Source organism: Halomonas sp. RT37 (genome assembly GCF_040070525.1).
Taxonomy (GTDB): domain Bacteria; phylum Pseudomonadota; class Gammaproteobacteria; order Pseudomonadales; family Halomonadaceae; genus Halomonas; species Halomonas litopenaei.
Map to the genome: position 1 here is coordinate 2,801,480 of NZ_CP098827.1, position 14,007 is coordinate 2,815,486.

Consider the following 14,007-nt stretch of genomic DNA (forward strand, 5'->3'; position numbering starts at 1 on the left):
CTAGCGCGGTGTGTCCTGGGTGCGTTCGCCGTCCTTCGGCTCCTCGCCTTGGGCAGCATCGGCTTCATCGCTTTGCGTCTGCTGCTCGGCCGTCTCCGGCGCGTGCTCGGCCTGGGCGCCTTCACTGTCTGCCATGGCCACCGCCAGGTCACGCTCGGCAGCTTCGGCGGCGTCCACCAGGTCGGGCTCACTGTCGTCGGCGATACCTACTGCAGGTTGATGGGTCAGCTTGCGCAGCACCCCACCCAGCCGCGAACGCATCTCGTGGCGATGGACGATCATGTCGACGGTGCCGTGCTCGAGCAGGAACTCGCTGCGCTGGAAGCCTTCAGGCAGCTTCTCGCGCACCGTCTGTTCGATGACCCGAGGACCGGCAAAGCCGATCAGGGCGTTGGGCTCGGCCACGTTGAGATCGCCGAGCATGGCCAGTGACGCCGACACGCCACCGAACACCGGATCGGTCAACACCGAGATATAGGGCACGCCGGCCTGCTTGAGGCGCTCAAGCGCGGCGGAGGTCTTGGCCATCTGCATCAGCGAGAACAGCGCTTCCTGCATGCGCGCACCGCCGGATGCCGAGAAGCACACCAGCGGCTGGCCCTCTTCGAGAGCGATAGTGGCGGCACGCACGAACTTCTCGCCGACCACGGCCCCCATGGAGCCACCCATGAAGGTGAACTCGAAGGCCACCGCGACCACCGGCAGGCCATCCAGCGAACCGCGCATGGCGATCAGGGCGTCGTTCTCGCCGGTGTCCTTCTGGGCCGCGGCCAGGCGGTCCTTGTACTTCTTGGAGTCACGGAACTTGAGACGATCCACCGGCTCGAGGTCGGCGGCGATCTCTTCGCGACCTTCCTTGTCGAGGAACCAGTCAAGGCGCTTGCGCGCGGTCAGGCGCAGATGGTGATCACACTTGGGACACACGTTGTGGTGCTTTTCGAGTTCGGGCAGGTAAAGCACCGACTCGCACTTGGGGCACTTACGCCAGAGACCGTCCGGAACGCTCGCCCGGCGGTCCTTGCGCTGAATGCGGCCCACCGAGGGCACAATCTTGTCTAGCCAGCTCATGTCAGAAGTCTTCCGTTGCTACGGTCGCCGGCGGTGGCCGACGACAGGGTCGAATCTCTTCCCCGATCGCCTCTCAGGCGTCCAGGGCCTGGCGTATCTCTGTCATCACCGCCTTCAATTCGGCGATGGCCTCGCGGGGAGCGTCACAGTGCTCGGCGATGCGTGAGACCAGGGCACTGCCGACGATGACGCCATCGGCAACCTTTGCCACTTCCGCGGCGGAGGCGCCGTCGCGGATACCGAAACCGACACACAGGGGCAGATCGGTTAGTTCGCGCAGCGGCGCCAGATGGGCCGCCACATCGTCGGCGTTGAGGCTCGCCGAGCCGGTCACTCCCTTGAGCGACACATAGTAGAGATAGCCATGCGCGTGGGCGCATATTGTAGCGGCACGCTCTGGGGAAGTGGTAGGGGCGACAAGAAAGATTGGCGCCAAATCCTCGGCTTCCAGCAAGGGCCCCAGTTCATCGGCCTCTTCCGGCGGCATGTCCACCACCAGCACGCCATCGACGCCGGCCGCCCTCGCCTCCCGGGCGAAGCGCTCGATACCCAGGCGCTCGATGGGATTGAGATAGCCCATCAGCACCACCGGGGTGTCGTCGTCCTGACGCCGAAATTCGGCCACCATGGCCAACAGGTCGGTCAGGCGGGTGCCGTGCTTCAAGGCACGCTCACAGGCCTTCTGGATGACCGGGCCATCGGCCATGGGGTCGCTGAAGGGGACCCCGAGCTCGATGATGTCGGCGCCGGACTCTACCAGCGCGTGCATGTAGTCGACGGTCACCTCAGGGGTGGGGTCGCCCCCGGTGATGTAGGGAACCAGCGCCTTGCGACCCTGATCGGCGAGAGAACGAAAGCGTTTATCGATACGAGACATGGAATTCTCTAGCTCCTACAGGTCGATTCCGTCGATCTTGGCAACGGTGAGGATGTCCTTGTCGCCACGCCCGGACAGGTTGACCACGATGTTCTGGTCCGGCGACAGGGTCGGCGCCAGCACCTTGGCGTGGGCCAGGGCGTGGGCCGATTCCAGCGCCGGCATGATGCCCTCGACGTGGGTCAGCTCACGGAAGGCCTCAAGCACGGCGTCGTCGTTGGCGGCCACATAGTTGACCCGGCCGACGTCCTTCCACAGCGCGTGTTCGGGTCCGACACCGGGGTAGTCGAGACCCGCCGAGATCGAGTGGGTATCGCTGACCTGGCCGCCCTCGTCGGACATCAGGTAGGTGCGGTTGCCGTGAAGCACACCGCGGGGCGCGCCGGAGGCCAGGGGCGCGGCGTGACGGCCGGTCTCGACCCCGTCGCCGCCGGCTTCGACGCCATACATCTCGACGCCGTCGTCCTCGACGAAGGGATAGAACAGCCCCATGGCGTTGGAGCCACCGCCGACGCAGGCGATCAGCGCGTCAGGCAGCTTGCCGAACTGCTCGAGCGACTGGCGCCGCGCTTCACGGCCGACCACCGCGTTGAAGTCACGCACCAGTTGCGGGTAGGGATGCGGCCCCGCCACGGTGCCGATGATGTAGAAGGTATCGTCGACGTTGGTGACCCAGTCGCGCAGCGCCTCATTCATGGCATCCTTGAGCGTGCGGGTGCCGGAAGTCACCGGAATGACGTTGGCCCCCAGCAGGCGCATGCGATAGACGTTGAGCTTCTGACGCTCGGTATCGGCCTCGCCCATGTAGACGTCGCAGCGCAGGCCCAGCCGCGCCGCCACGGTGGCGGTCGCCACGCCATGCTGACCGGCGCCGGTTTCGGCGATCACCCGGGGCTTGCCACTCTTCTTGGCCAGCAGCGCCTGGCCGATGGTGTTGTTCACCTTGTGGGCGCCGGTGTGATTGAGATCTTCGCGCTTCAGCCAGATCTGGGCACCGCCAAGCTGCGCAGACCAGCGCCGGGCGTGATAGAGCGGCGACGGACGACCGACGTAGTGCGCCAGGTCGTGGTCAAACTCGGCCTGAAAGTCCGGATCGTCCTTGAGGCTTTCGTAGGTGCGGCTCAGATCGTCCAGCGCAAAACTCAAGGTTTCCGAGACAAAGCGACCTCCGTAGGCCCCATAGTGCCCCCGAGCGTCAGGCCATTGGGTCAGTTCACTGAACTTGCTCACGTCGGACTCCTTGCGGATAAACTGGCTGAATGAAAAGTCGGTGATGGTCGCTCGCCACCGGGCGTGGGGCCTGCTGCCGCTTCAGCGGCGGGCGTCGCCCTGCCCCACGGCGCGCATAAAGGCCTGCATGCGCTCTGGATCCTTGGCGCCCGGCGCGCTCTCGATGCCCCCGGACACGTCGAGGGCGAAGGGCCTCACCCGGTCAATTGCCTCGGCGGCGTTGTCCGCCGAAAGGCCACCGGCGAGGATAACAGGTTTTGCCAGCGACGACGGGATGCGCGACCAGTCGAAAGTGTCACCGGTGCCGCCGGGCACGCCTGGGCGATAGGCGTCCAGCAGCAGTGCCTGGGCGCCGGCGTAGGTGCGTTCGGCCTCGTGCAGATCGAGGCCGTCGCGCATTCTCAGCGCCTTTATATAAGGGCGCGCAAAGCGCTCGCAGGCCTCGGCGCTCTCGCTACCGTGAAACTGCAGCAGGTCGAGACACGGCAGTGCCCTTTCGATGGTCTCGTCGTCGGCATCGACGAACAGCCCCACCCGGGTGACGAAGGCCGGCACCCGCGCCGCGAGTTCGGCCAGCCGCCCCAGGCTGACCGCCCTCTTGCTGCCGGGCCACAGCACAAAGCCCAAGGCATCGGCGCCCAACGCCACGGCGGCGTCGATGTCCTCTTCGCGGGTAAAGCCGCAGAACTTGACGCGGGTACGGTGCGCGGAAGCGATCATCAGGACTCCTTGTCCGCGGCGTGCGCCGCCGAAGCGCCGGCAGGTCCTTCAGCGAAACCGTCGCCGAGCCCGTCGACAAGCCCGTCGGCGAGCTCTTCGGCACGTACCGCCCTGCGCGTCTCGGCGATCGGACGTCCGCGGCGAAACTCCACCATGGGGCAGTCCGGCAGCGGGCGCTCTCCTGTCCACTCCCCCAGGAAGGCCAGCAGATTCGGCCCCAAGGGTTCGGCGGGCAGTTGCCACTCGGGGTCGTACAGGGTGTCGACGAAGTGCAACCCACAGCCTGGCGCCGTCACATCGCTCTGCTTGCGATCCTTGAGTGCCATCAGTCGCGCGATGTAGTCGGTGCCCTGCTCACCCCGTCCCACCGTCACCAGCGCGCCGACGATGTTGCGCACCATGTGGTGCAGGAAGGCGTTGGCCTGAAGGTCCACCACCACCAGCGGGCCGTGGCGGTGTACCTCGATAAAGTGCAGGTGGCGCCAGGGCGTCTTCGACTGACAGCCGGCGGCACGAAAACTCGAGAAATCGTGCTCGCCGACCAGCGCCTGGGCGGCCTCGTGCATGGCGTCGGCATCCAGCGGGTCGCGGCACCAGGTGGCGTTGGCACGCTCCAGCACCGGGCGGCTCGGCTGGTTGAGGATGACGTAGCGATAGCGCCGGCCCAACGCCTTGAAGCGGGCGTGGAATTCGTCGGGCACCTCGCGAATCCAGCGGATCGCCACATCCCGGGGGAGGTTGGCGTTGCCGCCGAACACCCAGGCCTTCTCGGAACGCTCCACCGGCGGGTCGAAGTGGGCGATCTGGCGGGTCGCGTGCACGCCTGAGTCGGTGCGTCCGCTGCAATGCAACGTGATCGGCACACCCGCCACCTTGGCCAGCGCCTTCTCCACCGCCCCCTGCACCGACGGGGCGTGCTTGAGCCGCTGCCAACCGCAATAGTGGGTACCGTCGTACTCGACGCTGAGCGCCAGACGACCCTTGAGGGGGGTACGTTCATCGAGATGGTGAAAGAAGGACATACGACCTGCTGAATACAAGATAATCAATAGAGGCAACCAGATCCGCGCTCCACAGCCGAATCTGCACCGCTGGCGCTAGTCGGCCATTATCGCCTATCCGCGTCGCGGCAGCCAGCCGTGCGCACAACTGGCGTTTTTCGCGTACAAACCAGGACCGGCTCATTACCATTTTTTCCCCCCAGCCATGGCAGCGAACCCCGCATCACGACATCGTCTCAAATACCGCCCGATATCCAATGTAAGGAAAAACCCTTTTAGGCAAAAAAAAGACGAAAAGGTCTTTAAAAACCATCCCACATTTCGGGCATTCAGCCCCCCTCTGCCACCCTCTACTCTGAATCCCTTGCACCCGCCCATGAGTACAATGTCGCCATCTTTTTTCCTTGCATACGTTTAACAAGCCCCGCCTTCCCTAACGGCATCCATGCAAGGAATTACCCAATGAACTTCAACACCGATTCATCATTGAATCAGTCCACTGCCGCCACACTGCTGGCGCAGGACAGCACCACCCAGGTCACCGCCCTGGCGCTGCTGGATGAAGATGGCTTGCCCAATGGCATTCCTGGCGGCCCACAGGATGCGGCTGGCCAGGACACCGTGGCAACCGGCACCCTGGGCTATAACTTCGGTGCCAACGGCCCAGCCGCGACCCACCCCTTTCGCTGGGAAACCACCGGCCTTCCTTCACTGACATCTGGCGGCGAGGCCCTTTCCTATCAGGTTTCCGCAAGCGGCCGGACCTTGTCCGCCTCCACCAGCGATGGCACCACCCTGCTTCAGGTCAGGCTGACCGATCTTGCCTCAGGCAGCTACAGCGTCTCGCTGCTCGGCCCGATCGATCATCCCGACGCAACCATCGAGAACAACCTGATCTTTTCGGTCTACTACACCATCACCGATGGTGATGGTGATAGCGCCACTGCACGCCTGGGCGTGGATATCGACGATGACTCGCCGACCACCACCGTTATCGCGCCCTCGAGCCTGGAAGCCGGCGATACCGTCACCGGTACCTGGTCACAGCAAGGCGGGGCCGACGGCGTCGCCGATACCGTCGTCAACCTCCAGGCCGACGACAACGAGTATCCGCTCGGCACCCCGATCGATACCGGCAAGGGCATCTTGACCGTCAACCCCAACGGCACCTGGAGTTTCAGCGCCGACAACGATGCCAGTGGCGCACTCGATTTCAACATCACCACCAAGGACGGCGACGGTGACAGCTTCAGCTCCAGTGCCCACATCGTCATCTCCGGCGGCAATGGGATAGGCCCCACCACCCCCGAGACGGATGGCAACTCTGCCACCGTGTCGCCCAAGGCAGTGGTCGATGAAGATGGCCTTCCCGGCGGCATCGCCGGTGGCATCAATGACTACCCGGGCGAACGCACCATCGCCACCGGCCGGCTGCGCTATAACTTCGGCGATGACGGCCCTGGCGGCTTCACCTGGAGCACCGCCGGCCTGCCGGTACTGACCTCCCAGGGAAGCCTGGTCAGCTGGGCACTCAGCGCAGACGGACGCTCTCTTCTTGGCACCAGCGCCAGCGGACAGCAGGTCCTCTCGATTGAACTGAGCGATCTTGCCGCCGGCACCTACCGGGTCGACCTGTTCAAGCCGCTGGATCACCCCCGAGCCGATGTCGAGAGCGACATCAACTTCAGCGTCGGCTACACCATCACCGACGCCGACGGCGACAGTGCGCAGGGCATCCTCCGCGTTACCGTGGATGACGACATGCCAGTGCCGGGCGACGATACCGCCACAGGCGACAACAGCGGGCCCATCACGGTTGACGTACTGGACAACGACAACTTTGGCGCCGATGGCCCCGGCGAGCTCACCAGTGTCACCGTCCAGGGCGGCCCGGATGTTGGCACCGCCACCATCAACCCTGACGGCACCCTGACCTTTGTTCCTCACCCTGGCTTTACCGGAAACGCCACGATTGACTACACCGCCACCGATGGCGATGGCAGCACCGTTACCGGCAATCTCAGTGTCGGGGTCGCGGACGGCGGCGGCACAGGTACAGGCCCCACCACGCCGGAAACCGATGGCAATCCCGACACCACCCCGCCAAAAGCGGTTCTCGACGAGGACGGCCTGCCTGGCGGCATCGCCGGCGGCATCAATGACGTGGCTGGCGAACGGCTCGCGGCGATCGGCTCGCTGGGCTACGACTTTGGCAGCGACGGCCGCGGCAGCTTTACCTGGAATACCGCCGGCCTCCCCGTCCTGACCTCCGGCGGCAGCCCGGTCACCTGGTCGCTGAGCGGCAATGGTCGTTCGCTGGTCGGCTTCAACAACGCGGGTGAACGTGTCATTTCCGTCCAGCTCACCGACGTTGCCAACGGCATCTACAAGGTGGTGCTGGCCAAACCGCTGGATCATTCCAACCCCAGTGTCGAGAGCGACATCAACTTCAGCGTCGGCTACACCATCACCGACGGCGTCGGTGACAGCGCCTCGGGCACTATCGCCATTACCGTCGATGACGACACGCCAGTGGCCAACGCCGACGTCGCCACCACCGACAACGACGGCTCCGTCACCGTCGATGTGCTCGGCAACGACCAGTTCGGCGCCGATGGCCCCGGCGGCATCACCAACGCCACCGTCCAGGGCGGCGCGGGTGTCGGTACCGTCACCGTCAACCCCGACGGCACCCTGACGTTCGTCCCCCACCCGAACTTTGTCGGCAATGCCAACATCAACTATACCGCCACCGACGGTGACGGCAGCGCTGTCAACGGCAGCCTCAGCGTCCAGGTGAATGATGGCGGCACTGGCCCCACCACGCCGGAGACCGATGGCAATCCCCACACCACGCCCCCCAAGGCGGTACTCGACGAAGACGGCCTGCCTGGCGGCATCGCCGGCGGCATCAATGACGTGGCCGGCGAACGGACTGCGGCGGTCGGCTCACTGGGCTACGACTTTGGCAGCGATGGCCCCGGCAGCTTTAGCTGGAACACCGCCGGCCTCCCCGTCCTGACCTCCGGCGGCAGCCCGGTCATCTGGTCGCTGAGCGGCAATGGTCGTTCGCTGGTCGGCTTTGACAACACAGGTAACCGTGTCATCTCCGTCCAGCTCACCGACGTTGCCAACGGCATCTACAAGGTGGTGCTGGCCAAGCCGCTGGATCATTCCAACCCCAGCGTCGAGAGCGACATCAACTTCAGCGTCGGCTACACCATCACCGACAGCGTCGGTGACAGCGCCTCGGGCACTATCGGCATTACCGTCGATGACGACACGCCGGTGGCCAACGCCGACATCGCCACTACCGACAACGACGGTTCCGTCACCGTCGATGTGCTCGGCAACGACCAGTTCGGCGCCGATGGCCCCGGCGGCATCACCAACGCCACCGTCCAGGGCGGCGCGGGCGTCGGTACCGTCGCGGTGAACCCCGACGGCACCCTGACCTTCACCCCCAACCCCGGCTTCATCGGCAACGCCACCATCGACTATACCGCCACCGACGGTGACGGCAGCGCGGTCGGCGGTAGCCTCAATGTCGCAGTCGCCGACGGCGGCACCGGCCCCTCCACGCCCGATAGCGATGGCAACCCCAATACCAACGCCCCTAATGCTGTCGTCGACGAAGATGGCCTGCCAGGCGGCATCGCCGGTGGCATCGGTGACGTCCCGGGGGAGCCTACCGTGGCGACTGGCTCACTGGGTTACAGCTTTGGCAGCGACGGCCCTGGCAGCTTTAGCTGGAGCACCGCCGGCCTCCCCGTCCTGACCTCCGGCGGCAGCCCGGTCAACTGGTCGCTAAGCGCCAACGGGCTTTCCCTGTTTGGTACGGACAGCAACGGCAATAGTGTCATTTCGGTGCAACTGACCAACATCGTCAGCGGCGCCTACAAGGTGATACTGGCCAAGCCGCTGGATCACTCCAACCCCAATATCGAGAGCGACATCGACTTCAGCGTCGGCTACACCATCACCGACAGTGCAGGTGACAGCGCCTCCGGCAGTATCGATATCACGGTCGATGACGACATGCCGGTGACCAACGCCGACGTCGCTACCACCGACAATGACGGTTCCGTCACCGTCGACGTGCTCGGCAATGACCAGTTCGGCGCCGATGGCTCCGACGGCATCACCAACGCCACGGTCCAGGGCGGCGCGGCTGTCGGCACCGTTGCGGTCAACCCCGACGGTACCCTGACCTTCACGCCCAACCCCGACTTCGTCGGCAACGCCACCATCGACTATACCGCCACCGACGGTGACGGCAGCACGGTCGGCGGTAGCCTCAGTGTGGCGGTCGGCGACGGCGGCACTGGCCCCACCACGCCGGAAACCGATGGCAATCCCAACACCACGCCCCCCAAGGCGGTACTCGACGAAGACGGCCTGCCTGGCGGCATCGCCGGTGGCATTAATGACGTGGCCGGCGAACGGACTGCGGCCACCGGCTCACTGGGCTACGATTTTGGCAGCGACGGCCCTGGAAGCTTTAGCTGGAACACCACTGGCCTCCCCGCCCTGACCTCCGGCGGCAGCCCGGTGACCTGGTCGCTGAGCGGCAATGGTCGTTCGCTGGTCGGCTTTGACAACACGGGTAGCCGTGTCATCTCCGTCCAGCTCACCGACGTTGCCAACGGCAACTACAAGGTGGTGCTGGCCAAGCCACTGGATCATTCCCACCCCGGTGTCGAGAGCGACATCAACTTCAGCGTCGGCTACACCATCACCGACAGCGTCGGTGACAGCGCCTCCGGCAGTATCGATATCACGGTCGATGACGACACGCCGGTGGCCAACGCTGACAGCGCCACCACCGACAACGATGGCACCGTCACCGTCGATGTGCTCGGTAACGACCAGTTCGGCGCCGATGGTCAAGGCGCGCTAACCGGTGCCACCGTTCAGGGTGGCGCGACCGTCGGTACCGTCGCAGTCAACCCGGACGGCAGCCTGACCTTCACGCCCAATCCCGGCTTCGTCGGCAACGCCACTATCGACTATACCGCCACCGACGGCGACGGCAGCACGGTCGGCGGTAGCCTCAATGTCGCAGTCGCCGATGGCGGCACTGGTCCCACCACCCCCGATAGCGATGGTGACCCAACCACCACCAACCCCACTGCTGTCGTTGACGAAGATGGCCTGCCTGGCGGCATCGCCGGTGGCGTCGGTGACGTGGCAGGCGAGAACACCGTCGCCAGTGGCACCTTAGGCTACAGCTTTGGCACCGATGGTCCTGCAGCCAACGGTGCCTTCACCTGGCGTCTTGCCGGCCTGCCATCCGATCTCGAGACCGCGGATGGTCGTGCGATAACGTTCACGCTTGGCAACGCTGGCAGCACCATTGTCGGTTTTGCCAGCGATGGTAGTGGCGGCACCGAGCAGGTAATCACCATCACCCTGACCGACCAGGCCTCGGGCACCTATCAGGTGACGCTGCACCAGCCGCTCGAGCACTCCCCGGGCAATGGCGAGAACGATCTCGGTTTCTTCGCTGGCTACACCATTACCGATGCCGATGGCAGCCAGGCAAATGGCTTCCTTTCGGTGGTGGTCGATGACGATACGCCCCATGCATCCGATGCCCAGGATGGGCTGCTGGCCTCAGGCACAGTCAACTTTGGCGATATTGCGGGAGCCGATGGCATCAAGTCCGTGCAATTTGGTGCCGGACTGAACGGGGCGGAGGTCAAGAGTGCCAGTGGCGGGATGCTGCTCACGTCTAATGGCGAGAGCCTGACCTACCAATTGAGCGGTGATGGCAAGACGCTGCAGGCCAAGACCGCTGGAGGTGACGTGGCGTTCGAGGTGAGTTTGGCGGCGGATGGTTCTACCTACGAGGTAGAGGTCCTCGATGATGGAATCCGAGCATTTGACGGTACCAGCACGCAAATCAGTGACGGCAGCAAACACATTGTGTTTGAGTTCGGAGACAATGGTTCCGGATCCGGGCATCGCTTCGTCGGCTTTGAGGGAACCGAGGGAGCAGCCGATGTTGTGGCATCCGCCTGGACTTACAATGGGCCTCATGCGTCCTGGCTGCGAACTGACGGGGATACACAGCTGGCTGCGGGCCACGATGACCTGACGGGCTTCAACGAGTCGGTTCGACTCGATTTCGTTGACAACCTCCGTTTTACCAACACCGAAGCAAGCTGGGATAACCATCGCGGAATTACCTATATCCGCCAGTTTATCAATACAGAAGCAACTTTTGCCGATATCGAGATCAGGGCCATTTCTTCAGCTGCTGATGGCACCGACACGAGCGGACATCCGGTTGCCGTCAGCGGTCAGGTGCTGGACCTTTCTAGGAGCGATGTTCGCTTCCTGGATAGTGCCGGCAATGACATCACCTCGTCGGTGACGATTGAGGAAAATGCCGATGGTACCATCAACGTGAGAAGCATTCCCGTCGGTGCTCAGCTGGTGCTTACGACCAGCGAGGCTTTTGAAGCGATCGAGTATCGCGGTTTGGATGGCACCCGGCCATTTTCTGTAGGGGACTTTGTCTACGCCGAAGCGGAGGATTCACCGACACTGGCATTGCCACTGGCCGTAACGGATAACGACGGCGATACAGCCGACGGTACTCTGGCGCTGGCTTTGCCGGATGGTGACCAGCTACTCGTCGGCGGCAGCGGCGATGACAGCACCACCGGTGGCAATGGTGACGACGTCATTCTCGGTGATGCCGGCGGTACCCATACCGTGCTCGAACCTGCGCAGAACCACAATGTGTCCTTTATTCTAGACGTGTCACCAAGCATGGGGCAGTTTCTGGAAAACGGACAATCACGCTTCAAGGTGGCCATCGAAGCGCTACGAGCCCAGCTTACCGAACTGGCTTCTTTCGAAGGATCGATCAATGCCCAGATCGTGACGTTCGCTGGAAAGGTGGCCAACTCGATCGAGTTCAATGATCTGTCAGTAGCGGATCTGGACGACATCAATGCCTACCTGGATAGCAGAGGGGTTATTTCTGGAACCAACTATGAGCAAGCCTTTGTTGTCGCCAACGATTGGATGACGTCTGTCAGTCAGGAGGGCTTCAACAACGTTGCCTACTTCATGTCCGATGGAGACCCCGTTTCTCATAACGCGAACGGAAATATTGGCGTCACTGATACAGGGGAAGGAAACGTCACCACCCTAGGTGATATTGTCAACTCTCTCGAAGGATACGATCCGCTGGCCGCTATCAGTCGGGTAGAGGCGATCGGGGTAGGCGACGACGCCAACCTTGAGGTATTGAAGGTTCTTGACAACACCTCAAGTGGTGGGTTGAAGATGGTGCCCACTCCCCTGGATGCCGGTACATCGGTAGGCGATGCGGAATTTCTTGCCACCTTTAATACGGGAGACACGGGAAGACTCGCATCCATCGATAGTTGGGCGCTGCAGACGGCTGATGGTGGAGTGACCATCGACAGTAGCTCGATCGGCACCTATCTACGCATTCGGGACAATGGCACGGGTGATGGCAGCACGATCGTCACCAGTGACGCTTTCGTCGTGAATGAACCTGCCGGTGTCAACCAGTTCTATAGCGTGTCATTTAACTTCGTGACCGACACCGCAAACGACCTGGAACAGGAAGGAAATATAAACGACAACTTCTCCTGGGAGCTGCAGACGCAAAATGATGAGGGAGGCTGGGATGCCGTTGCCACGGGGTTAAGATTTCGCTCGGGCAATATCAACAATAGTACTAATCAGATTGTGGCCAACGGGCTGGAAGGAGGAACCTATAGGCTACAGTTCGAGGTGGAGAACGCTAGAGGGGAATTCTTCACGTTGTACGTTCAGGATATCTCACTCGATCTTCAAAGCTACACAGACGACCAGCTTGTGCCAGCCGGTGAGGTGTCCATGATTGGCACCCCCGAGGAGTTTGCAACGGCGCTGGACGGTGGCTCGTCCTTCGATCAGCCGGCGGATCTCGGCGATGACGTTCTGGCCGGCGGTGCCGGCGACGACGTAATTTTTGGCGACGAGATCAACCCGGCGGGTGTCGGAGGAGAGAGCGGAAGTGGCTTTGTCGGACTGGTCGACTACCTGACCACGCAGAATGGCGCCGAGCCCACCAGGGATGAGACGGCCGCCTTTATCCGGGACAATGTCGATGCCTTGGCCAGCGGATCGCGCAGCGATGGTGGTGACGATCAGCTATCCGGTGGGGCGGGCGACGACATTCTGATCGGCGGCGGCGGAAACGATCTACTACTCGGTGGTAGTGATAGCGATCTGCTGATCGGTGGTGGCGATAACGATCAGTTGACCGGTGGTTCCGGAGCCGATGTCTTTGCCTGGGGGCTGGATGATGCCGGTAGCGCGGCCACGCCGGCACGGGATACCGTGACCGACTTCACCGTCGGTGAGTTTGGCGTCGATGCCGATGCCGATCGGCTCGATCTTGCCGACCTTCTCCAGGGTGCCGACGAGAACAACCTCGCAAACTACCTGCAGGCCAGCCAGGACGGAGACGACACCGTGCTGTCCATCAGCAGCGAGGGTAACCTCGCCGCCGGAGGCGGCAACGCTGACCAGGTGGTCGTTCTGATCGGCGTTCAGATGGGAGCAGATGGGGACACCTTCCTGCAGAACCTGCTCGACGATGGCCAGTTGAAGGTCGACTAGGGCAACGGAGGGAAAACGGGGTGGGCGGCCCGCCGCCCACCCACTGACAACAACCCGATGGCAAGCATTGGAAAGAACTGAAAATAGCGTCGACAAGTATGACCAGACCCACAATGGCTGGCCATCTCGTTCAGCCGGCGCTCAAAGCCTGAGTCCTGTTGTGTACAGGGTTCAGGCTTTTCGTTTCCGCATGAGGCGTTCGTGGTTGTCACCATGGGTGCACTGGATGCAAGCCTGCTGCGACGGTTCCATCGTGGCGAACGGATTCAGGTGAATAACCTCGGTCTTCAGGATTCAGACGTAGCTCTCCAATTCGCACCCCCAGAGCTGAAGCAACCTCCGCTTCTTCGACACGGCCGCAATCGATTTCTCCTCGAGTCTGGGCATGACCGCGTTGAATGTAGCCAGCAGCCTCCGGCTTTCGGTCTTCAAGACAAGGCGCGATGTACGAGATCGATG

General features: G+C 63.0%; 6 protein-coding genes. 1 reads left to right on the forward strand and 5 read right to left on the reverse strand.

The window, feature by feature from the left end:
* The 5 genes from accD to truA all read right to left on the reverse strand — a co-directional run bounded on the left by accD (position 1) and on the right by truA (position 4,917).
* The gene (gene accD / locus NFG58_RS12030; protein ID WP_222516558.1) at positions 1–1,068 is read right to left on the reverse strand and encodes an acetyl-CoA carboxylase, carboxyltransferase subunit beta; all 1,068 of its coding nucleotides are present in this window, start codon (positions 1,066–1,068) and stop codon (positions 1–3) included.
* Positions 1,069–1,141: 73 nt separating this feature from the next.
* Positions 1,142–1,945: a tryptophan synthase subunit alpha gene (gene trpA / locus NFG58_RS12035; protein ID WP_108133029.1), complete on the reverse strand. Its 804-nt coding sequence runs from the start codon at positions 1,943–1,945 to the stop codon at positions 1,142–1,144.
* A gap of 15 nt (positions 1,946–1,960) precedes the next feature.
* On the reverse strand, positions 1,961–3,175 hold the full coding sequence (gene trpB, locus NFG58_RS12040) for a tryptophan synthase subunit beta (RefSeq protein WP_181248630.1): 1,215 nt from the start codon (positions 3,173–3,175) through the stop codon (positions 1,961–1,963).
* 81 nt (positions 3,176–3,256) lie between these two features.
* Positions 3,257–3,895, reverse strand: coding sequence for a phosphoribosylanthranilate isomerase (locus NFG58_RS12045; protein ID WP_108133027.1), 639 nt, complete (start codon positions 3,893–3,895; stop codon positions 3,257–3,259).
* Positions 3,895–4,917: a tRNA pseudouridine(38-40) synthase TruA gene (gene truA, locus NFG58_RS12050; RefSeq protein ID WP_348826577.1), complete on the reverse strand. Its 1,023-nt coding sequence runs from the start codon at positions 4,915–4,917 to the stop codon at positions 3,895–3,897. Before truA ends, NFG58_RS12045 begins: the two co-directional genes overlap by 1 nt.
* Before the next feature lie 441 nt (positions 4,918–5,358).
* On the opposite strand from truA, the gene NFG58_RS12055 reads away from it, so the two are divergent.
* Positions 5,359–13,548 carry an Ig-like domain-containing protein gene (locus tag NFG58_RS12055; RefSeq protein ID WP_348826578.1) on the forward strand — a complete coding sequence of 2,730 codons (8,190 nt, stop codon included), beginning with the start codon at positions 5,359–5,361 and terminating at the stop codon, positions 13,546–13,548.
* Positions 13,549–14,007: the final 459 nt, after the last annotated feature.